The organism is Candidatus Syntrophosphaera thermopropionivorans (assembly GCF_004353895.1).
GTDB lineage: Bacteria > Cloacimonadota > Cloacimonadia > Cloacimonadales > Cloacimonadaceae > Syntrophosphaera > Syntrophosphaera thermopropionivorans.
Window position 1 is genome coordinate 1 of sequence record NZ_SMOG01000020.1, and the last position, 22,340, is coordinate 22,340.

The window sequence follows — 22,340 nt, forward strand, 5'->3', positions numbered from 1 at the left end:
TGTCTTCTTTGATGGCATCACCTTGAATAGTTTCCACTTTAACAAGAGTAAGGTCAATGCGCTATACGATATCATAGTTCAAATCTGCTATGCTTTAGATGCTTTACACACTCAAAATATCCTGCACAGAGACCTCAAACTGGAAAATGTTCTTTACCGAACAAGCAATAATCAGATAGAAGTGAAAGTTATAGACTATGGTTTTTCTCGCTGGGACCTGGATAAAGAATCACAAACGGTCTCGGGAACACTACCTTATATAGCGCCAGAGATATATCAAGGAAAACCAGCCACCCCTGCCAGCGATTTCTACTCACTTGGAGTGATACTTTATAAGATAATAACAGGAAATTTTCCTTTCACTCTTGAACAGATAAATGCTATCCGTAGCGGTAGTAGACAATACTTTATACCTATTTTTCCTTCAGAACTGAATCCTCATATACCACTGCATCTGGAAAAACTCTGTTTGCGGATGCTGGAACGCAATCCCGAAAACCGTTTTCAGAGTAGTGCTGAAATAATCAGTTATATCAATCGTACCTTAGGTAAAAAATATCCTTTCTCAGAATCTTGGTCTCTCATCAATTCTATTAAATTCAACAGCTATACGGTGCAAGAAAAGATTGTTAATCAGTTGCTGGATTATCTTCCGCAATTAGAGCATTCAAATGGTAAAATTATCTCTTTAGTTGGAGGAGAAGGCATCGGAAAGGCAAGTATACTTTCCTTATTCCGTTATAATATTCTTAAAGGGTCTTATTTCATCTTTGATTACACTTGCACTCGTACTGACCATGAAGCTTTCTTTGCTTTAATAAAAGAATATCTGCAATCTCTGAGTCCGGAAGAAATAGAACGCTACAAATCAATGCCTACAATGACTGAACAATTGAGACGCTATGTTTTTATGTCGGAGCAGGCAGCTAAAGAAATAACCCCTACAAAAGATGAACTGAGAGCTGATTTTGAATTTTGCCGCGATGTTTTAATTGAACTGGCACAAAGAAAACCCATTATCTTTATCGTGCGAGATATTCAATATTTGCATCATAATACCATAGATTTTATCAATTACCTTTCCCCTACTGTAGCTCAGTATCCCATCCTGATTGTTATGAGCTCAACTGATTTTAATAAGGTCAAGCAAATTAAACATACGGTGCTCATCAATGTACCAATGTTTACACCCGAAGAAGCAACAGCATATATTCATAAGTTATTATCTCCTGAAGTTTCCCAAAAATTTTGTGATATAATCTACGAACGTTCTGCTGGAAATCCTTATTTCATTAGAGAGATACATATAGATCTTGCTTTAAAGAAACAGATTCGTTATGAAGGAAAATTAATTTATCCGGAAAATCTGGATAATTATGTTCTTCCAAGCCGTCTTTTGCATTCTATCTATTACCGAATGAGTCATCTAACTGAGGTTAACTATAAACATCTTCAGAAGCTTTCAGTGGTTCAGACACCTATCTCAATAGAATTAATTCGCTATATTTGCAAAGTTAAAGATGAAGAGCTTTATAACCTGCTGAATGAAAGTAAATATAATGAGCTTTTGGAAAAACGTGGAGAATACTACTACTTTACTTTCAGAGAAGCGAAAGAACGTTTCTTTGAAGAATGTGATTTTAGAATTCACAAGCTGGTTTCCTTAAGAGTTCTCAAGTATTATGAAAAAAAGAAAGTTAATGATATAACCACTTGTGAAGGTATTATCCATAATGCTCAAATTGCTCAGGATAAAGTTGGTGAACGAAAATGGCTTTTGAATCTCTTCCAATTGTTAAAGGAAAATTATCTGCAAGAAGAAGCGCAAAAAACTATCATTCAGGTTCTACAAATTGACCTCAATCCTGATATGGAACTTGCTGCTGAAGAACTGTTAACCGACCTTGCGGAAACTCATAAGATGATAGAGATTACCGGAAATCTTCAAGGACTGGATTTTATTGAGGAAGCAGCCAACAATATCCCTGATTCCTATGAAAAATATCTTTTACTGGGGACAATAAAACTACTTTCTGATAATACCACCAATGCTTACCGCTATTTTATTAAGGCAGAAAAATTGGCTCGAACTCCTACTCAAAAGGTTACTGCAATTTTACATCAGGCTCAGTGCTATATGGAAAAAGACCCGCTTAGAATGAAAAAGTTTCTGGACCGCGCAACTAATCTGGAGATGGATTTAGCATTAAAAATTACTTACACCAATTTATTTGCTTTATATCTCTTTCATCGGAGCCAAAGAGACCTTGCCATTAGCACTATAGAGGATTTTCTTGCTCAATTGCCACCTGAACAGGATTTAGAGGTTATGATTAATCTTGCTTTATTGCATAATGAATTGGGTGAATTTTACAGTCTGCAAAAAAATGTTATAGAAGCAGAAGAGCACTTTAATCAGGCTCTTAATATCTGGAATAAATATAGGGTAGATAGATATTTAACCCGCATTCATAATAATATCGCAGATTTACATTTAAAACAAGGATTCACCGTTTCGGGACTTAATCATTCTCAAAAAGCTCTGGATTTTGCCATAAAAAGAGGTGACCATCTTGCTCAAGGAAGAGCTCTACTTAATCAAGGTGAAGCTATGATTAAGATGGGAAAATTTGAAGAAGCAGAAGCAAAATTGATGGAAGCTTCTCAAATTTTAAGCTCACTCAAGACTAAAAAATATGAGGATGTGGTTATTCGTAACCTTGCTCTGGCAAAAAGTAAAATCAAGGGTTTCGGACATTACTATCAATTTATTAGCAAAAATGAACCCAGACTGATTGAAGGTGTTATCCAAGAAATAAATCCCCTGGTTAAAACTTATTTATATTATTTAAGCGAGATTTCCTATCCTTCAAAGTTAAAGAAACTACTGCAGAAAAATGCCCATATTGATTATGAATTAATTCAAGAACAGGAATTCTATCATAATGTTCTCAGTCTTTTGGCTATTTCAGAGAAGGATTACCACAAAGCTCTGGAAGAGCTTAAACTTGCTTCTCAATTTGCTGGCGATATAAATAACCATTATGCTATGGCAGTTTTTAATGTTCTCCGGGCTAAGTGTTACTATGGCTTGGGAGACTATGTAAAAGCACAGGAAATAATAAATAATGCCAGACCTACTATTCAGGAATATCAATATAAATACTGGGAAAAAAGTCTGGATATTCTGGAATTGAAACTCAAATTAGCTGATGCTTCTATTCCTCTTCGGAGCATCTTACGCAAGACCATTCAGATTTTAGAGGAATGCCAGCAAAGTCAATATTACCAATTAATAGTGGAATTGTGGCAGATTAAGATTCAGATACTGGTGGAATTAGGTGCTCTTAAACAGGCAGAAAAAGAATTCCAGGATTATAAACAGTATCTGCATAAAATAACCTCAGATATCAGTCCTGATGACAGAGAAAACTTTTTAAGGAAGAACCTCTTTGGTTTAAAGAATGTTAAATATTTCAATGCAGTAATGGTTGCTTCCCGAAAAAGAGATATCCGGAATCAGGTTAATGACCTTATCTTTACTATTTCCAATGTGACCAGTGTGCAACAAATGAAGTTCTTGGTAGAAAAAGGCATAACTCAACTGCTTTCACCTTGGCAATTTAAACTGATGGTTTTCTCTGAAAAAATGAATTCTTATTATGCCTTTTTAAGCTATAACTGGGATCCAGATATGATGCTTCCTGCTGAATTTTCTCCCTATATAGAACAGTCTTTCACTTCAGATAATCTGGTTCGTTTCCGTTATCAACAGCATAATATACTTATAATCCCTCTTTTATCTGGAACCCGACGCATTGGTTTTCTGGTGTTAAGTGATAATGGAGAATTGCCCTACACTCCAGGAGAATTAACTATTGCTCGTAGTCTTAAAACCCATCTGGCTGCTCTAATCATCAGAATCAATGATTATGAAGAAATTACCTTAAGAATGGAAAAAATGAATCAGCTTATCAATATTTCTCGTGATTTATTGGGTATTCTGGAAATGAACGAACTGGAAGCTGGAATCGTGTCCGCTGCTATTGACCTAACTGGTAGCACTCGTGGTTTTTTCATAAGTAAAGATGAAGAAGGAAATAATCTCTATAAAGTCCAGATGGACCAAAACAAACAACCATTAACTTCCACTGCTGGAATTAGTAATACCGCTCTAAGTCTTTGTCAGACCAATCAAGAACCCATTATGGCTTATAATGCACAGCTGGATAACCGCTTTAAAAATGCCATAAGCGTTCAGGATTATGCTATACAGACCATTTTCTGCTGTCCTATCATTGTTGATAACCTAAACTATGGCTATCTCTATCTTGATAATTATGGTGATAGCTCTCGTGAAATGTATTTAAATGATGATATTATTAAGTTATTCCTTGACCAGGTGGCTAATGCCATAAGAAATGCTCAAAAATATGCTGAGCTACTGGAAAAAAGTAATGAACTTAGTAATCTGGAACAAAGTAAGGATGAGTTTGTGGAAATTGTGGCACACGAATTGAATACACCTTTAACTGCCATCCAGGGTTATGTTTCTCGTTTAAAACGGAAGCTTTATTCTGATGAAGAAGAGCGTCAAGAAATCATTTCCAAACTGGAAGCAGCGGTAAATAAACTTGCTACAAGTATTGGTGATATAACTACTATGAACCTATATAATATCACCCAATCACTTCCAAAATCACCAATTAAAATAGAAGAGATAATTGACCTCGTGCAACAGGAAGTGTTAATCCTTTCTCGTCAACGCAAGATGCAAATCAAAGTGGAAATAGAAGAAGGTCTACCTCCAGTTAATGGCAACTGGGAAGCCTTGCACAGAATGATATATAATGTCGTCCTTAATGCTGTACGTTTCACGCGTGAATTTGGCACTATTGTGATAGGTGCCAGGAAATCGGCTTTCCCTCAGGAACGTATCAACAATCAAGATAGTTTAGTGATTTATGTAAAAGATAATGGAATCGGAATTCCAGAGTATCAATTAAAAAATGTATACCGTAAGTTCTATGAGTTAAATGATATCTATGCACATAAAAGCGGAACTGTGGAATATAGAAGCAGTGGATTAGGCTTGGGATTGGCAATTTCTAAGAGAATAGCAGAACTTCATAACGGTCAAATTATTATCAAAAGTAAAGAAAATGAAGGCACTTCTGTCTTTATGATAATACCCTTTAAATGATTATGTATATTAATTTAATGTCTTGTCTTCACCACCCTTATTCCTCTAAAACATTAACAAAGCTAATATGTATAATTATAGGGGTTTTGTTTCTGTTGGTTCCGTTACATTCTCAATCCTTTAAAGAAAAAGAAGATTTCTCCTTTATTGTCGAAATGTTCTATAATTCTGATGGCTATCTGGATGAAGTAGCAAAAGAGATAGCAGTTTTCCAAGCAACCTATCCTGATTCTCCTTATCTTCTATATCTGGATTATCTTAGCGCTAATATAGCTCTAAAACAAGGAGATTTTCACAATAGTAGCTTACTATATAAAAAATTAATTAATCAGAACCTTCCTCCAGACATCGTTAATGATATCTATCTCAATTATGCAATCTGTTGTTATTATCGGGATGATTATAAGACAGGAATCCAACTTCTGAACTCTTTAGAAAAATCTGCTATTCATCCCTGGTATATATCTCAAGCTCATTTATGGAAGGGAAGAATCTATTCCAGAGAAGAACTCTGGCTTTCTGCAGAACAAGAACTACACAAAGCATTAGCTTCAGGTGAAAAATCTGCCTTTTCTGACTATTTCCAAACATTGGTTTATTTAGAACGAGATTCAACCGTGACAGCTTTACTGGATTCTTTAAGTGCTGAATTACCTGAAACTATTGACTATTTTGGCATATGGTTGGAACATCTTTTAAATTCAGGACGCTATAAAGAGTTTGATGAATATCTAACCCAACTTAGTCCTTATACAACTGCTTCCACTCAAATGGGATTATTACAGGTTCGCAAAGCTCTAAATCAAGAAGACCTCGTCCAAGCTACTGCCTTACTGGATAGTTTAAATATTCACAATGAGTTAGCTAATTATTATCATGCTATTTTATATCTCAAAACAGGAAACATTTCTGCGGCAGATTCGCTCTTTCAAACTCTGATTAAGTCATCTGATAGCAATCTTGCCTGTTTATCCTATCTGGAAAGATTAAAAATTCTTGCTCACAAGGATAAAAATCTCGCTTTTCAGCAACTGGATAAATTCATTAACGAGAAAAGACCACAATGTGGAGAAGCCTATCAATTACTCGGAAAATGGCAACTGGAAAAAGGAAACTATAAGGACGCAATACATAACTTCCTTGCCGCCTTCAATTATCCTATGGAACCTTTGAGTAGAGAGCTGAATTATCTGTTTTGTGCAGAAACCTGGTATTACCTTAATAATTATAAATCCTGTGCAGAAACTTGTAATAACTATTTACGAAAATATCCCTCAGGACAATTTTGTGATTCCATCATATATTATCTGGCTGAAAGTGCTCTTATGACAGGTGACACAGAAAAAGCAAAAAGTTATTATACTGAACTGATTCAGAAATATCCCCATTCTAAATGGATAGATATTGCACGATTCAAGCTGGCAGAAATATATTATCAAGCTTCAAATTATAAAGCCGCAGAAGAATTGTACAAAAACATCACCCCTTCACCAGAAAACTATTCTACCCTATATCTTCGTTTAGCTCAAACCTATTATTATCAGGATAAATATGACTCAGCCAGGCAGATTCTGGAACAAGTGCTGGAACCTGCTAAGAATTTTGAAGCATCCATTCTACTTGCCTCCATTCATTTCAATCAAAAAGATTATGAGCAAGCTTTGAAGCTTTATAGACAAGCGGAAAATCTTGCCACCAGTAAAGTCCAAGAAAATGAAGCTAAAGCCTATTCTGCCTATACTCTTTTTTACCTTAAAAGATACAATGAAGCTACAAATCTATTTCTTGAACTTACCCAGGACAGTCCGAATGCTGAAATATTTTTACTTCAAGCTGCCAAATCTGCAGCTCAAGGCAAAAACTGGAATAGAGCCCTACAGTTATATGATAATTTCCTGGATAAGTACCCTGAGTCCGATTATTATCTGCAAGCTCTAAGTGACCTGGCTAATATCTATTATAATCTCGGAGAATATGAAGAAGCACTTGATTACTGGATGGGAGTAATCCGCAATTTTACAAGTAACACTTTCCTAACCGATGAAGAGCTTATTTTCCTCTCAGATGTTTTTACCGGTATAGAACTTTCTGCCAGAAAACTAAGGGATACAGATAAAATTGCTGAACTCGCAGATATGATAGACCTTTTCCATAGTGAATATATCAAATTTGAACTGGAATATATATTAGTTAAGCTCTACGCAGAATCTGAACTCTGGAATGAATTACTAAGAGAAGCTAATAAGTTCAAAACCAGTCTCAATCTTCCTCAAAAACAAATAAGTGATATAGACCTCCTGATGCTGGAAGCTCTTATTAATCTGAATCGTTTATCCGAAGCTGAAAGTCTGGCACAGCAAATTTATGAAGCCTCACCCAGTCAGGAAGTGCTGATTAAATGGGCTGAACTGGCTGAACTAAATGGAAATATCCAACTTGCACTGGAACGATATAGAGAGGCATTCGCTTTAAAACCTGATGCTGATACCTGGCTAAAGATGCTGGAGCTTTCCTATAAAGATGATTATAAAGATTTTATGGAAATCTGGAAAGCTGGAACTCCTTTTATAAATGACAATCCTCAAGCTTATATTGTATATCTACAATATCTCTGGGAAAAAGTTAGCCCCGATGCTACCTTTAACTTAGCTGATTCCTTGTTACAGACACAAACTGAACCTTATGTCCGTGCTATATGTGACTTTTATCAGGGAAGAACTTATTATCAAAAAGAAGATTATCCTTCTGCTCTACGTAGTTTCCGTAAGATTAAACTTCTGTATAAGGATTATCCTGAACTCTATAGAGATGCCAGTTACTTTTATATCCTTACTCTAATCAATCTCAATGAACTGCAAGAAGCTCAACTCTGTCTGCAAGAAGAGCAAAATATCCTTTTAAAAGAACAGATAAATCATCTGCAACAACTTTTATCCACCGAAAAACAATGATTATGAAAAAATCTTTATTCCTATTATTACCCTGTCTCATTCTTCTGATTGGTATTATACCACAGGTTCTCGTGGCTCAAACTCAGAAACTACCTCCCGTGGAAATCAGTTCAGAAGTGGCACCTAAAGCACCTCTAATTAAAAAACCTTTGAATTTTAATTTTGAGATACCGAAAGATTCCATCCCACCTTATTTACCGAGAGTGTATACTGCTAAATATATGCCACCTGCGATTACGGATAAAGAAATGCAGCCTCTATCTTTAAATATTGGAATGAAAAGCGAGTTTTCTTCTTACCTCTATGCTGCTTTATTCACTAATAATTCTCATCTTCCTTTTATAGATTTTGATGGCAATTTTTCTGTCCCTGGAACTAATCGCTCTCTAAAAAACTTACAACTTCGCGCATTATCAGATTTTCATCCTTTACCTGAATTCGCACATAATCTTCAGTATCAGGAAGCTTCCTCCGATAGTTTTTCTTCTTCTTTGATTTCTTACACCCTGTTTGCTCCTGCTAAAAATCTGACTAAAGGTAAGATATCACTCAACCAAGTGCAGACTTGGATTAATGTAGAAAACCTCAATCAAAAAGATAATCAGGATTCTGTGGATGACTTTTCTTTCGGAATCCGCCATTCTAACGATTTCACCTTTAAAGATAATACTTTCTCCAATTTATTCCTGTTTCAAGATTCTGCCTGGGGAATCAAAGCTCAATACCATATAAATTTAACACCAGAAAAATATCCTGCTCTTGAAGCTGGTCTGATGACCGATTTTAATCACCTTTTACCCTCTATTAATCTACATAAACGCTGGATTACCGGTCCGGGAAAACAGCTGGAACTTGAGAATAAGGCAGAACTTACATCTTTTTCTCTGGCAAATTTAAAATCTAACACTCCCTGGACTATCGTGCCAGAAAAAGATTATATTTGTATGAGTCCTTTGAATCTCTCTAATTTCTACTGGATTAATTTTAAACCCGAAAATCGCCTCTGGAACAAAATTGGCTTTGGACAAAATATAAAGTTCAGCTATAATGTCCCTTCTATCTATTCCAATCCTGTATCTGGTCAAACTTATTACCGTTTTGAAGAAGTGTTTAGTTATCAACCTCAAATGGAATTTTCCTTCCATGTAAAAGACCTTAAATGTTATCAAAACCTGAAATTGAATATGGAATTCTTACCCGATAAGAACTGGCAAAGAAAATCCTATTCCCCACTTTTAACTGCTAATACATCCATAAAATCAAAATATAAAAATCTGAATCTGATTACCACCTTAGAGCAAGAATATTTCCGTTATGATGAAGACCATAACTATCTCCCCTTCATTTTTGACCTTAGCTTGGAAGCACAATACCCTATTGAAGAGAATTTATTGCTATCTCTTCAATTACAAAACCTACTTAATACGCCCTATCAATTACCAGGAAATCTTCCCTCTTCAGGAAGAACTGTATTTCTTTTACTAAAGTATCGACCCTTTTCCTGAATACACATAATTGATAATCGTTTTAAGTAAATGTTATATTATAACTTCAATGATAAAATAAAATAAGGCTAATTTTTCAGTCTTTATATAACTTTTCTTTTCCCCAATTTGAAATACAAATTATAAGTCTTTCTTAGCTCTTCCTTAGCTCTTTCTTAGCTCTCCCTTAGCTCTCCCTTAGCTCTTTCCTATCTCTTTTGCAAAGTTAGAGGCAAGAAAGAGCAAAGATTATATAATTAATAAAATTAATGAACATTTAAGGGAAGTGGGAATTATTCCGGTCTGGTAAAGTCGTAGGGCTGTTTTACTCCAGTGGATAAATTGTTCTATTTCTACGAGAAAAAAGTAAGAACACATCTTATGAGATGAAAATATTTCGTTTCTTCATAAAAAAGTTACTTATTCCTCCTATAAGAAAACTCCTGCGGAGTTTGAAACGAGGAAGACCTCGTTCCACCATTATTTATGAAAACTCCTATGCAGATTGAAACGGTGAAAATCTAATTTTATCATAAGAAAAGTTTTAAACGAAGGTTTAAAGCCAGATAAGAAATCGCTATTTGCATTTGCTTATAATTGATTGCCAAAATTATAATATTTCAGGCTCTCGGATGATACATTCTGTGAGTCTCCACTAAATAACGGGTATTTATATGAGTGTAAATTTGAGTGGTATTTAGACTGGAATGTCCAAGTAGAGCTTGGACAATTCTTAGATTAATTCCCGCTTCTAATAAATGAGTGGCAAATGAATGACGGAAAGTATGAGGTGTAATTTCCTGTTTTAATCCAGCTTCTTGAGTGATTTTACGCAAGATTTTCCAGAAACCCATACGAGAGAGTTTTTGGCTGCGATTATTGAGAAAAAGGATATCTGTATGTTCAAATTTCAGTAATACTGGACGCACATCTTTAATGTACTCTTGAAGTAACACCGCTACACTATCTACAAAAGGAACAAAGCGTTGTTTTGAACCTTTTCCTCTAACCAGAATAACCTGTTCAGAAAAATTGATATCATGAATGGTTAAATTTAGCAATTCAGATATACGCATTCCAGTCGCATACAGCAATTCCAGCATTACTTTATTTCTTTTTTCCAGAGGGGTAGAAGTTGGTAAACCATCCAGAAGTTTAAGCATTGTTTCCACATCAAGATAATCAGGAAGATGTTGACCTATCTTAATTTTCGGAACTTGAGCAAAGTCTACCTGAATATTTTCTCCATTATCTTCCAGAAAAGTGAAGAATTGCTTCAAAGCCACTCTTTTTCTTGCTACGGAAGTATTAACCAAACCTGCTTCCATTAAATCAGTTAGATAACCTGTAATATCTTGAGCAGTGTATTCAGAAAGAGGCTTAGGATTATATTCTAAAAAATCTCTTACATCACGGCGATAGCTTTCCACACTGTTTTCAGCCATCCCTTTTTCTACTGTAAGGTAATAAACAAAGCTATTTAGATGACTTATCAGTTCAGCATTGAGCTTATCATCATTCGCTAATCTGATAGTTTGGCGATTCTTTGGTGATGTTGACATCATGAGGATGAGATTCTCTTAAGCCAGCAGAAGTAATTTCAATAAATTCCGCTCTCTTTCTCAGGGCTTCTAAATTTTCTGCACCACAATAACCCATTCCTGCTTTAATACCTCCAGTTAATTGATAGAGAAATTCCCTGACTGGACCTTTATAGGGAACCATTCCTTCAATTCCTTCTGCCACCAACTTATTTTCTTCCAGTTCTTCCTGGAAATAACGGTCCTTGCTACCTTTTTTCATTGCTCCAATAGAGCCCATGCCCCGGTAGCTTTTAAAGCGTCGTCCATTATAGATAATTGCTTCACCAGGACTTTCATCAGTTCCAGCCAGTAAAGAACCAATCATAACGGCATTTGCTCCTCCTGCCAGAGCTTTAACTATATCACCAGAATATTTTATGCCACCATCAGCAATAAGAGGAATCCCTGCCTTTTCTGCCACCTCAGCACAGTCCATAATAGCACTTAATTGAGGTACACCTATACCAGCAATAACCCTTGTAGTACAAATAGAACCAGGACCGATCCCTATCTTAATAGCATCTGCACCACTATCTATCAGATATTCCGCTGCCTTAGCCGTAGCAATATTACCAGCCATTATCTCTATATTTAGATTTGCTTTCAGTTTGTTCAAAGCAGAACGCATATTGGAATGATGAGCATGAGCAGTATCCAAAACTAATAGATTAGCACCCTGATGAACCAGCTCCTGAGCTCTTTCCAGATAGTCTCCTGTAACTCCTATAGCTGCTCCGACTATAAGTCTGTTATTCTCATCCTGAACGGCATTAGGATAATTAATCTTTTTCAATAAATCCCTAACGGTCAACATTCCTGCTAAAGAAAAATCAGGATTAACCAGGATAAGCTTTTCTATCCGATGCTTTTGTAGTAAAGCAATGCACTCTTCGCTGGAAGTTCCTACCGTAGCAGTAATAAGTTTTTCTCTGGGAGTCATTAAATCCTTTACCAACTTTTTACCATCAGTTTCAAAGCGAATATCTCTACTGGTCAGAATTCCTACTAATTTTCCATTTTCCACTACTGGAAATCCACCTACTTTATATTGAGCTCTCAGTTCCCAAACTTTTGTCAGTCTATCATTCGGTGAAAGGGTATAAGGATTGGTAATTACACCACTTTCCGCTCTTTTAACCAATTGCACCTGCTTCGCTTGCTCTTCAATACTGAGATTCTTATGAATAATACCGATACCTCCTTCCCGAGCCATAGCAATTGCCATCTCATATTCTGTGACCGTATCCATAGCTGCACTAAGGATAGGGATTTTTAGTTGTATAGTTTTGGTTATCTTAGTTTCCAATGATACAGAAGAAGGCAAAATATTAGATGATTGAGGTACTAACAACACATCATCAAAAGTATAGGTTTTACGAATGTTAGCTTTCATATAAAACTCCTTTTAACCTTTTAATCATATAAGTTTCATATGTCAAGCACTTTGCGATAAGACAATCCTAAGCCAAAGAAAAAAGCATACTTATTAGGTAATCCCGCCACAAAAAGGTATAATTGTTTTATTATTGAGTTATACTTGAACCATATTCAATAAGAATTAGAATCTAAGTAATACCATCCTCTTCTCTTTCTTTAATTATAAGATAGGATTGACCTTACAACTTTTCCCCAACTATCAGAAATTCCAGTATTATCATCATTTTAATAACTAATTGCTATCTATCTACTTAATGATTCAGCTTGACTTTACTATAGATTTTCAAAATTATGTTATGAAATAAATGATAAAAAGGTATGGAATATGCCCGATAAAAAAAATGAAAAAAACTATCCTTCCAATTTTATCCGGACTATAATAGAAAACGATCTTGCATCAGGAAAATGCAAAAAAGTAGTTACTCGTTTTCCCCCTGAGCCCAATGGTTATCTTCATATAGGTCATGCCAAGTCTATTTGTCTTAATTTTGGTTTGGCACGAGATTATGGAGGAGTTTGTCATCTTCGTTTTGATGACACTAATCCCACTAAAGAAGATGTGGAATATGTGGAATCTATAATGGAAGATGTGCACTGGTTAGGTTTTGATTGGCAGGACAAACTATTTTACGCTTCCGATTATTTTGACCAGCTTTATGAATATGCTGAGATGCTTATAAAAGATGGCAAGGCTTATGTTTGTGATTTATCGCAAGAAGAGATTAGAGCCACTCGTGGCACTCTAACGGTTCCGGGAACTGAAAGTCCCTATCGCAATCGGAGTGTAGAGGAAAATTTAGACCTTTTTCGCAGAATGAAAGCAGGAGAATTTGAAGAAGGTTCACGCTGTTTGAGAGCTAAGATAGATATGGCATCTCCCAATGTTAATATGCGAGATCCTGTTATCTATCGCATTAGAAAAGCAGAGCATCATAGGACTGGAAATAAATGGGTGATATATCCAATGTATGATTACACTCATTGTATCTCAGATGCCATAGAAGGAATCACGCATTCTCTTTGCACTCTGGAATTTGAAGATCATAGACCTCTTTATGACTGGTTTTTGGACCAGTTACCAGTTCCCTGTCATCCACAACAAATTGAATTTGCTCGCTTAAATCTTTCCTATACGGTAATGAGTAAAAGAAAACTACTGGAACTAGTTCAATCTGGGACAGTTAGAGGATGGGATGACCCCAGAATGCCTACTTTAGCAGGAATGCGCCGAAGAGGTTTTACTCCTGAAGCAATTAGGGATTTTGTAGATAGGATAGGAGTAGCAAAAGCTGATTCTCTGGTGGATTTTGAACTTCTCCAGTTTTGCGTGAGAGAAGACCTTAATAAAAAAGCAAATAGGGTGATGGCTGTTCTGCATCCTTTAAAAGTTACAATAGAAAACTATCCTGAAGACCAGGTAGAAGAATTTGAAGCTATCAATAATCCAGAAGATGAATCTGCGGGCATAAGAATGGTTCCCTTCTGTAAATATCTTTACATTGAACAGGATGATTTTAGTGAGAATCCTCCAAAGGGCTGGCATAGACTTTCACCAGGTGCAGAAGTTCGTTTAAAACATGCCTACTATATAACTTGCAAAGAAGTGATAAAAGATGAATCAGGAAATGTTACAGAACTGATTTGCACTTACGATCCCAGTTCCAGAGGAGGCTGGACTCCTGATGCACGAAAAGTGAAAGGCACTATTCATTGGGTTAGTGCAAGACATTCTTTTGATGCTGAAATCAGACTTTATGAAAATCTCTTTACTATTCCAAATATCAATGACATAGAAGAAGGTAAAGATTATAGAGATTATCTGAATCCCAATTCCATAAAAGTCTTAAAGAATTGCAAACTTGAGCCTTCGTTAAAAGAAGTTACAATTGGAGAAAAGTTCCAGTTCCTGCGTCAGGGATATTTTTCTGTAGATTATGATTCCACTGCTGATAATCTGGTTTTTAATCTCATTGTCACTCTTAAGGATAGCTGGACTAAACAACTTAAGAAGATGGGATATGTCTGAATATTATAATTTTTATGGACAATTAAATAATCTTTTCTAAAAAGGAATTCAGGAGGTTATTATGACTTACAAACTAATGCTTATCAAGATTGACCATCGTAGCACTGAAGCAGTGAAAGTTCAGAGTGTCCTGACTAAATATGGATGCAATATCAAGGTTCGTTTAGGATTGCATGAGGTCTCTAATGACTTTTGCTCTAATGATGGATTAATTGTTTTGGAAGTAGAAGGGGAACCTCAAGTCCTTAATGATATGCTTCAGGAATTAAATTCTATAGACTATGTAAAAGCTCAGTTAATTGAAGTTTAATTAATCAAGAAGAAAAACTCTCTCTCGTGATAATTGCAAGCGAGAGAGAGTTTTTATATTGTCTTTAATTTCCTATGGTCGCTACCATCACAGCTTTTATGGTGTGCATTCTATTTTCGGCTTCATCAAATACCACCGATTGAGGTGATTCAAAAACCTCATCAGTGACTTCCATAGCAGAGAGATTGAATCTTTCTCCAATTTGTTTTCCTATTTGAGTCTTTAAATCATGAAAAGAAGGAAGACAATGCATAAAGATAGTGCTGTCTTTCCCTGTTTTTTTCATCAATTCGGAATTCACTTGATAAGGTCTTAAAAGCTGAATGCGTGATTCCCATACGGTTTCTGGCTCTCCCATAGAGACCCAAACATCGGTATAGATTACATCAGCATCTTTTACACCTTCATCAATATCATCAGTTAAAGTAATTTTTACTCCCGTAGTATTAGCCATTTCCTTACATTTATCTACTAAAGAGAGATCAGGAAAAAGAGATTGAGGGCTAACAATACGAAAATCCATACCCATCTTAGAACAGCCAATCATCAAGGCATTTGCCATATTATTCCTTCCATCACCCACATAGACGAAAACCATATCAGTGAAAGGTTTATGAAGATGCTCCTGAGCGGTTAGTAAATCTGCCAGAACTTGAGTGGGATGATCTTGATCAGTTAAACCATTCCAGACTGGAACGCCAGCATATTTTGCCAGTTCTTCCACAATCTCCTGACCAAAACCTCTATATTCTATACCATCATACATCCTGCCAAGAACTCGGGCAGTATCAGCAATGGATTCCTTTTTCCCCATCTGACTTCCAGTTGGACCCAAATAGGTTACCTTAGCACCTTGATCATAAGCAGCTACTTCAAAGGCACAACGAGTGCGCGTGCTGTCTTTCTCAAAAATAAGAGCAATATTTTTCCCCTTAAGACGAGGTTGTTCCGTGCCAGCATACTTAGCTTTTTTTAGCTGAAGTGAAAGGTCTAATAAGAACTCAATTTCCTGTGGAGTAAAATCCATCAGGGTAAGAAAATGACGATTCTTTAAATTTACCGGCATAATAATCTCCTTTTTATCATTTACCTTATAAGAGCAGCTTTAAAAAACTGACTTTTAAAGGCAAGAAGTTTTCCTTGTCTATTTCTTAACCTACAGAAATAAGGGCTTTATTGAATAATTTGAAGAGAAAAATGAAGGAAATTGATACATTATGGGTAAGAAATAAATAGAGCATTTTTCTCTTTCTATCGGAAAAATATTTTAGAATTAAGGAATATAGAATTATGAAACGCTTCATCTGGTTGCTCTTTCTGGTGCCCTTTGCCTTAATGGCTGAGCAATATACTCTGGACGAGCTAATAGATTACGGCTTAAAGAATAGTCTGACAATACAAAGCTCAGGTTTAACTTATGAATCCATTCGTTCAAACTTAACCTCTGCAAAACTCAATCTTTTGCCTGAAATCTCTCTTGATTTAGGCGTCCGTAATGACTTTTACCATCCTGAAACTCGAAAAGCATCCGATTTAAGTAGCAGCGCTGGATTCAGCATAAGTAAAAGTCTTAGCTTGAATGACCCCTACTGGTATAACTATAAATATGCTCAGCTGGATGAAAAAAGGGGTGCTCTGGACTTACAAAGTAAAATCAGTTCCTACGCTTACAATGTTTTTACTGCTTACCTGGATGTGTTAAGCTCCCAGAAACAACTGCTCTCATTAAACAAAAACTTAGAGATTCAGACCAGAGTCTGGGAACAGACTAAAATACTAAATCAGCTGGGGAAAAATACCAGTTTTGATGTCAAAGAAAGTGAGATAGCAGTGATGAATTCTCGTATCTCTATAATGCAACTGGAAAACACAATCGCTACAAAGAGAAGAGAACTATTTGGCTTGGTTAATATGAAAGATGAAGGATATGATTTAGCTGATTTAGAACCGGATAAAGAATTAACAATTCCTGATTTTTCTCCGGAGACAAGCTATGCTATCAAAACTCTTCAGAATGAGTTAAGTCGCACTCAGTTAAGCTTAAAACAAAATAAAACAGATTTCCTACCTCAATTAAAGCTCACCTATAGTTTTGCTCGGAATGCCAGAGGCGAAGATTTTTCTTTTGAATCCTACAACACTGAACATACGCTTTCCTTAGGAATAAGCTATTCTATCTGGAATCAATTTAAACAAAATCAGACAGTAAAACGTTCCAATCTAAGTGTTAGAATGGCAGAATTAAAAATACAAGACCAGCTTGATGAGATGGAACGCCTCTATGAAATATTGACTCGTGAACTGGAATACCTGAACCGTCTGGATGAGCTATATCAAGAAAAACTGGAACAAGCCAATAGTCAAATACAGATTGCAGAGGAACGCTATCGTCTGGGCTTAATTGATTTACTGGAACTGGATAAGACTCGGGTGGATTTTATCAATTCAGAAATTTCCTATTACTCTAATCGTTATCAAATTTTAGCTAAGCAAGAAGCTATAAATAATCTACTTTCATTAAAAATTATGGGTAAATGGTAAAGAAGGACATATGAAAAAGAAATACCTCACTTACATCATTATTGCCGTTGTAGTCATCGCAGTAATCGTGGTTATATCACAGGTTAATAAGAAGAAAAATATGCCAGAATGGAGAACAGAAACTCCTTCTATTGGCACTATCCGTGAAGTTGTAACTGCAACTGGTTCATTAAATCCTACTATGCTGGTAGAAGTAGGAACAGAGGTGTCTGGAAAAATAGAGAAATTGTATAAGGATTTCAATGACACGGTTAAAAAAGGTGAACTACTGGCAAAACTGGATACGGAAATTTTAACTGCCAATCTTGAATCAGCCAAAGCAGATGTCAATAAAGCCACTATCGTTCGTGATGATGCTAAAATGGAATATGAAAACAGTAAGACCCTTTACGAAAAGGGTATGGGCTCACAATATGAAATGGAAAAGAAACTTTATACTTATCAACAAGCCGAACAGAATCTAGCAACTGCTATTCTGAAACTTAAAACTGCCCAAAAAAATCTTCAGAACGCTTCTATCACTTCTCCGATAAATGGGGTGGTAGTATCCAGAGAAGTTTCAGAAGGACAGACGGTAGCAGCAACAATGAGTTCTCCCACTCTTTTCAAAATAGCAAATAATCTTGATATAATGGAAATTACGGCTGTTGTTGATGAGGCAGACATAGGAAAAGTAAGGGTAGGTATGCCAGTAGAATTTACGGTGGATGCTTATCCTGAAGAGCAATTTTATGGCACTGTCAATCAAATCCGATTAAAATCTATCGTGGAACAAAATGTGGTTAGTTATCATGTTATAATTGATACAGATAATCCGGAGCACAAGTTGCTTCCTGGTATGACCACCAATGTTACTATAATTATTCAATCTAAAGAAGATGTTATGCGTATACCTGTTACAGCCACCCGATTTCTTCCCAGTAAAGAAGTGTGGGAACTATTTGGTTTAAAGTGGGAGGATAATCTCATAACTAAGGCTCGTAGAGCAGCAATGCAAGCAGCTTCTTCACAGAATTCTGCTAAAACAAGCACGATGAATGTAGGAAATAAGAATTTCTCTAATGGAAGACCTAAATTTTCGACCATCTGGGTCCTCAAGGATAATGTTCCAGAACTTATGGTAGTTCAAACTGGAATTTCAGATGGAGCCTACATAGAAGTATTAAGTGAACTTGACCAGAAGGCTAAAATAATTACTGGAGTCAATTATAAAAATGCCTCTCAAATAACCGGCAATAGCGTTATGGGCGGTCCGAGGGGAGGCAGATTCTAAGTATGGACAACAATATTCTAATCAGTGTTAAAGGTTTAACCAAGACCTACCAAATGGGTGAAGTTTATGTCCATGCACTTAGAGGTATAGATCTGGATATAGATAATAGAGAATTCGTTGCCATAATGGGAGCCAGCGGTTCAGGAAAGACTACATTTATGAATCTATTAGGCTGTCTTGATAGACCTACTACAGGCACTTATCTACTGGATGGTATAAATGTTGCAGATATGGATGATAAGGCTATAACACAAGTGAGAAACCAGAAGATTGGATATGTGTTTCAGGCATTTTATCTTCTACCAAGAACCACTGCATTGGAAAATGTTGAGCTTCCTTTGCTCTATTGTCGTAAAATGTCTACCAAAGAACGCAAAGAAAAAGCTATGTATGCACTGGAAGTTGTTGGATTAGCAGACCGTGCTAAACACTATCCCAATCAGCTTTCTGGTGGTCAACAGCAAAGAGTGGCAATAGCGAGAGCCATAGTTAATGACCCAGTCTTTATTCTGGCTGATGAACCAACTGGAAATCTGGATACCCGAACCAGTGTAGAGGTTATGGAGCTTTTTCAGAAACTCCATTCAGAAGGTAAAACTATTGTCCTGGTAACTCATGAATTTGATATATCACGATATGCACTCAGGATTATAACCTTCCGTGATGGAAAAGTAATCTCCGATGTTCCCAATAACGATGTTCATATTGCTTCAGTAGATTTGAAAAAACTTCCCCGTCTGGATATAGAAGAGGAGGTCTCTTAAATGGATATTATAAGCATTATGAAGATTGCCTTCAAATCTCTTGCTCGTAATAAAACCAGGACCTTTCTGACTATGCTTGGCATAATTATTGGTGTTGGAGCAGTTATAACTATGATTGCTATAGGTCAAGGAGCTACTAAGGTCGTCAATGACCAAATTAGTAGTATGGGCACTAATGTCATCATGGTTATATCCAATACAAGCAATACTCAAAGCAGAGCAAGACAAGCTGCAGGTTCAGGAAATCTACTGGATGAAGGCGATGTGAAAGCTATACAGGAAACTATTGATGGAGTGCTTTATGTATCTCCAGTTTATAGCACCTACGGTCAATTAAAGTATGGTAGTAATAACTGGAGAGGAAGTATTGCAGGAGCAGATGTTGATTATTTCCTTATCCGTGATCTTTCTCTGGAAGAAGGTCAATACTTCTATCCTTCAGAAGTGGAAAGTGGAGCTAAGGTATGTGTTATAGGCAAAACGGTAGCTGATAATCTCTTTCTTGGTGAAGACCCGGTTGGTAAAACGATGCGTATCCGTCACATTCCTTTCACTGTTAAAGGTGTTCTTAAATCTAAAGGTGCCAGTTCTATGGGAATGGACCAGGATGATATAGTGATTGCTCCCTATACTACCACGGTTAGTAGATTGATTGGACAGCGCTGGAGATTTATGACTATTATGGTCTCAGCTGTCTCTAAAGAAAAAATCCCTATGGTTCAGGAAGATATAATGAATCTGCTGCTTACTCGTCATAATGGGACTACCCGAGATGATTTTATCGTTCGTTCTCAAACCGATATTGCCGAAGCAGCAAATACTGTCTCTAAAACATTAACAGTCCTTCTAGCAAGTATTGCAGGAATATCACTTTTGGTCGGTGGAATTGGGATTATGAACATTATGCTGGTCTCTGTAACAGAACGTATCAAGGAGATAGGAATCCGGATGGCAGTAGGAGCAAGTAAAAGAGATGTACTCCTCCAGTTCATTATTGAAGCTATCACTATTAGCTTGATTGGCGGTTTAATTGGAATTATTATGGGCTGGTCTCTGGCTGTTATCCTTGGTCAAACTATGAATTGGAGTATATCTGTGACGCCATGGTCTATCTTGTTGGCAGTAGGTTTCTCCTGTGCGGTTGGAATATTCTTTGGTTGGTATCCTGCTCGTAAAGCAGCTAATCTGAATCTGATTGATGCCCTCAGGTATGAGTAAGGAAGAGAATTAAAAGTATATAAGAATTTAGACAGATTCTATTGAATGAGGTTATTCGGGTTTCATCTGAGGAAATAGAATAACCTCTTTGATAGAATCATTTTCAGTGAGCAGCATCACTAAACGGTCAATACCGATTCCTAAACCACCCATAGGAGGCATTCCATATTCCAGAGCCTCCAGAAAGTCTTCATCTACTACAGCAGCTTCTTCATCACCCAACGCTCTTAGTGCAGCTTGTGCTTCAAGTCTAACTCTTTGTTCCAGAGGGTCATTAAGTTCACTGAAAGCATTGGCAAGCTCATATCCGGCAACAACTAATTCAAAGCGATCAGCCCAGAAAGGATTATCTGGTTTAGCTTTTGCCAGAGGTGAGACCTCCTTGGGAAAATCAGTTACGAATGTTGGCTGGATAATTTTATCTTCTACCATATCTTCATAGATTAAATATATAAGTTTACCCGTTTTAGAACCAGGTGGAACCTCAATATCGTGCTGTTTACAAAAAGCCAAAGCCTGCTCATAATCATCTTCAGAAAGTTCCAAGTTCAGATATTCCTTCAGAAGTTCCTGCATTGAAGCTCTTTGAAAAGGCTTGGATAAATCTATATCATATCCTTTGAATCTATAAATAGACTGATGAAGCACATCCATTGCTAAACATTGCAATAAAGATTCTGTCAGCTCCATCATACCTTCTAAATCAGAATAAGCCTCGTAAAGTTCCAACATAGTAAATTCTGGATTGTGAGTGCGGTCCATTCCTTCATTACGAAAATCTTTACCCAATTCATAAACCTTTTCAAATCCACCTACAATAAGTCTTTTTAGATATAACTCTGTAGCAATTCTAAGATATAAGTCAATATTTAAGGCATTATGATGAGTGACGAAGGGACGAGCATTTGCTCCTCCATAAAGAGGTTGAAGAATAGGAGTTTCAACTTCAATAAACTCTCGTTCATCCAGAAAAGAGCGAATAGCTGAAATAATTTTAGCTCGCCGAATAAAAATGTCACGATGCGATGGATTTAATAACAAATCCAGATAGCGTTTGCGATAACGAAGTTCCACATCAGATAAGGCTGAATATCGCACTAATTTGCCATCTATGACCTTTTCTTTTATAGGAGGTAAGGGTCTAAGATTTTTGGCTAATAAACTTATTTGACTGGCTTTGAGAGAATATTCACCTGCCTGAGTAAAAAACAGCGTTCCTTTCGCCTGAATAAAGTCGCCTGAATCACAAAGCTTGAAAAGTTCGTAGTTTTCTTCGCCTACAAGGTTCTGTGCTACATAGATTTGAATTTTCCCACTGGCATCTTCCAGGTCACCAAAACCAAGTTTGCCCTGACGACGCATAGCTACAAGTCTTCCAGCCAGTATAACTTCTTGACCGGAAGCAACCCATTCCTCTTTTCCCTTTAGAACTTCAGTGATTTTATGAGTTCTATGGGATTTTATGGGATAAGGGTCAATTCCTGCAGTATATAATTTCTCCAGTTTTTGTTTACGAAGCTGGATAAATTGGTTCTCCCGAGATTGCATTA

At 36.5% G+C, this 22,340-nt stretch carries 13 protein-coding genes; 9 read left to right on the forward strand and 4 right to left on the reverse strand.

The window, feature by feature from the left end; genetic code table 11:
• The 3 genes from E0946_RS05735 to E0946_RS05745 form a co-directional block, all read left to right on the forward strand.
• Positions 1–5,203 (forward strand): protein kinase domain-containing protein (locus tag E0946_RS05735; RefSeq protein ID WP_133201512.1); only part of this gene is annotated, 5,203 nt, incomplete at its 5' end.
• A 155-nt stretch (positions 5,204–5,358) separates the two neighbouring features.
• Entirely contained in the window at positions 5,359–8,154 is a 2,796-nt protein-coding gene (locus tag E0946_RS05740) for a tetratricopeptide repeat protein (protein WP_207930829.1), read from the forward strand.
• 2 nt (positions 8,155–8,156) lie between these two features.
• Entirely contained in the window at positions 8,157–9,659 is a 1,503-nt protein-coding gene (locus E0946_RS05745; RefSeq protein WP_133201514.1) for a hypothetical protein, read from the forward strand.
• A gap of 599 nt (positions 9,660–10,258) precedes the next feature.
• Here E0946_RS05745 and xerA read toward each other — a convergent pair.
• Together xerA and guaB are read right to left on the reverse strand one after the other, a co-directional pair.
• Complete coding sequence (gene xerA / locus E0946_RS05750) at positions 10,259–11,200, reverse strand: site-specific tyrosine recombinase/integron integrase (RefSeq protein ID WP_133201515.1); 942 nt, start codon at positions 11,198–11,200, stop codon at positions 10,259–10,261.
• The gene (gene guaB / locus E0946_RS05755) at positions 11,154–12,614 is read right to left on the reverse strand and encodes an IMP dehydrogenase (RefSeq protein WP_133201516.1); all 1,461 of its coding nucleotides are present in this window, start codon (positions 12,612–12,614) and stop codon (positions 11,154–11,156) included. The genes xerA and guaB overlap by 47 nt, the downstream gene beginning before the upstream one ends.
• Positions 12,615–12,983: 369 nt before the next feature.
• On the opposite strand from guaB, the gene E0946_RS05760 reads away from it, so the two are divergent.
• On the forward strand, positions 12,984–14,684 hold the full coding sequence (locus E0946_RS05760; protein ID WP_133201517.1) for a glutamine--tRNA ligase/YqeY domain fusion protein: 1,701 nt from the start codon (positions 12,984–12,986) through the stop codon (positions 14,682–14,684).
• Positions 14,685–14,745: 61 nt separating this feature from the next.
• The gene (locus tag E0946_RS05765; RefSeq protein ID WP_133201518.1) at positions 14,746–14,994 is read left to right on the forward strand and encodes a CPF_0552 family protein; all 249 of its coding nucleotides are present in this window, start codon (positions 14,746–14,748) and stop codon (positions 14,992–14,994) included.
• A 64-nt stretch (positions 14,995–15,058) separates the two neighbouring features.
• Here the strand turns inward: E0946_RS05765 and argF are convergent, their stop codons facing one another.
• Positions 15,059–16,060, reverse strand: a complete 1,002-nt coding sequence (gene argF, locus E0946_RS05770; RefSeq protein WP_133201519.1) for an ornithine carbamoyltransferase — start codon at positions 16,058–16,060, stop codon at positions 15,059–15,061.
• Positions 16,061–16,284: 224 nt separating this feature from the next.
• Here argF and E0946_RS05775 point away from each other — a divergent pair, with 224 nt between their 5' ends.
• The 4 genes from E0946_RS05775 to E0946_RS05790 are packed head-to-tail and all read left to right on the forward strand — an operon-like array spanning position 16,285 to position 20,790.
• Positions 16,285–17,535 carry a TolC family protein gene (locus tag E0946_RS05775; protein WP_133201520.1) on the forward strand — a complete coding sequence of 417 codons (1,251 nt, stop codon included), beginning with the start codon at positions 16,285–16,287 and terminating at the stop codon, positions 17,533–17,535.
• A 10-nt stretch (positions 17,536–17,545) separates the two neighbouring features.
• Positions 17,546–18,808 carry an efflux RND transporter periplasmic adaptor subunit gene (locus E0946_RS05780; protein WP_133201521.1) on the forward strand — a complete coding sequence of 421 codons (1,263 nt, stop codon included), beginning with the start codon at positions 17,546–17,548 and terminating at the stop codon, positions 18,806–18,808.
• A 2-nt stretch (positions 18,809–18,810) separates the two neighbouring features.
• The gene (locus E0946_RS05785; RefSeq protein ID WP_133201522.1) at positions 18,811–19,572 is read left to right on the forward strand and encodes an ABC transporter ATP-binding protein; all 762 of its coding nucleotides are present in this window, start codon (positions 18,811–18,813) and stop codon (positions 19,570–19,572) included.
• Positions 19,573–20,790 carry an ABC transporter permease gene (locus E0946_RS05790; RefSeq protein WP_133201523.1) on the forward strand — a complete coding sequence of 406 codons (1,218 nt, stop codon included), beginning with the start codon at positions 19,573–19,575 and terminating at the stop codon, positions 20,788–20,790.
• Between the two features lie 51 nt (positions 20,791–20,841).
• On the opposite strand, the gene lysS is transcribed toward E0946_RS05790, so the two are convergent.
• A complete protein-coding gene (lysS, locus tag E0946_RS05795; RefSeq protein ID WP_133201524.1) occupies positions 20,842–22,338 on the reverse strand; it encodes a lysine--tRNA ligase in 1,497 nt (498 codons plus the stop codon).
• Between the last annotated feature and the right edge of the window lie 2 nt (positions 22,339–22,340).

Coding starts and splice junctions, on each gene's coding strand:
- argF (WP_133201519.1), bottom strand. CDS start 16,060: ATGCCGGTAAATTTAAAGAATCGTCATTTTCTTACCCTGATGGATTTT.
- E0946_RS05740 (WP_207930829.1), top strand. CDS start 5,359: ATGTTCTATAATTCTGATGGCTATCTGGATGAAGTAGCAAAAGAGATA.
- E0946_RS05765 (WP_133201518.1), top strand. CDS start 14,746: ATGACTTACAAACTAATGCTTATCAAGATTGACCATCGTAGCACTGAA.
- E0946_RS05785 (WP_133201522.1), top strand. CDS start 18,811: ATGGACAACAATATTCTAATCAGTGTTAAAGGTTTAACCAAGACCTAC.
- E0946_RS05745 (WP_133201514.1), top strand. CDS start 8,157: ATGAAAAAATCTTTATTCCTATTATTACCCTGTCTCATTCTTCTGATT.
- xerA (WP_133201515.1), bottom strand. CDS start 11,200: ATGTCAACATCACCAAAGAATCGCCAAACTATCAGATTAGCGAATGAT.
- E0946_RS05775 (WP_133201520.1), top strand. CDS start 16,285: ATGAAACGCTTCATCTGGTTGCTCTTTCTGGTGCCCTTTGCCTTAATG.
- E0946_RS05760 (WP_133201517.1), top strand. CDS start 12,984: ATGCCCGATAAAAAAAATGAAAAAAACTATCCTTCCAATTTTATCCGG.
- E0946_RS05780 (WP_133201521.1), top strand. CDS start 17,546: ATGAAAAAGAAATACCTCACTTACATCATTATTGCCGTTGTAGTCATC.
- lysS (WP_133201524.1), bottom strand. CDS start 22,338: ATGCAATCTCGGGAGAACCAATTTATCCAGCTTCGTAAACAAAAACTG.
- E0946_RS05790 (WP_133201523.1), top strand. CDS start 19,573: ATGGATATTATAAGCATTATGAAGATTGCCTTCAAATCTCTTGCTCGT.
- guaB (WP_133201516.1), bottom strand. CDS start 12,614: ATGAAAGCTAACATTCGTAAAACCTATACTTTTGATGATGTGTTGTTA.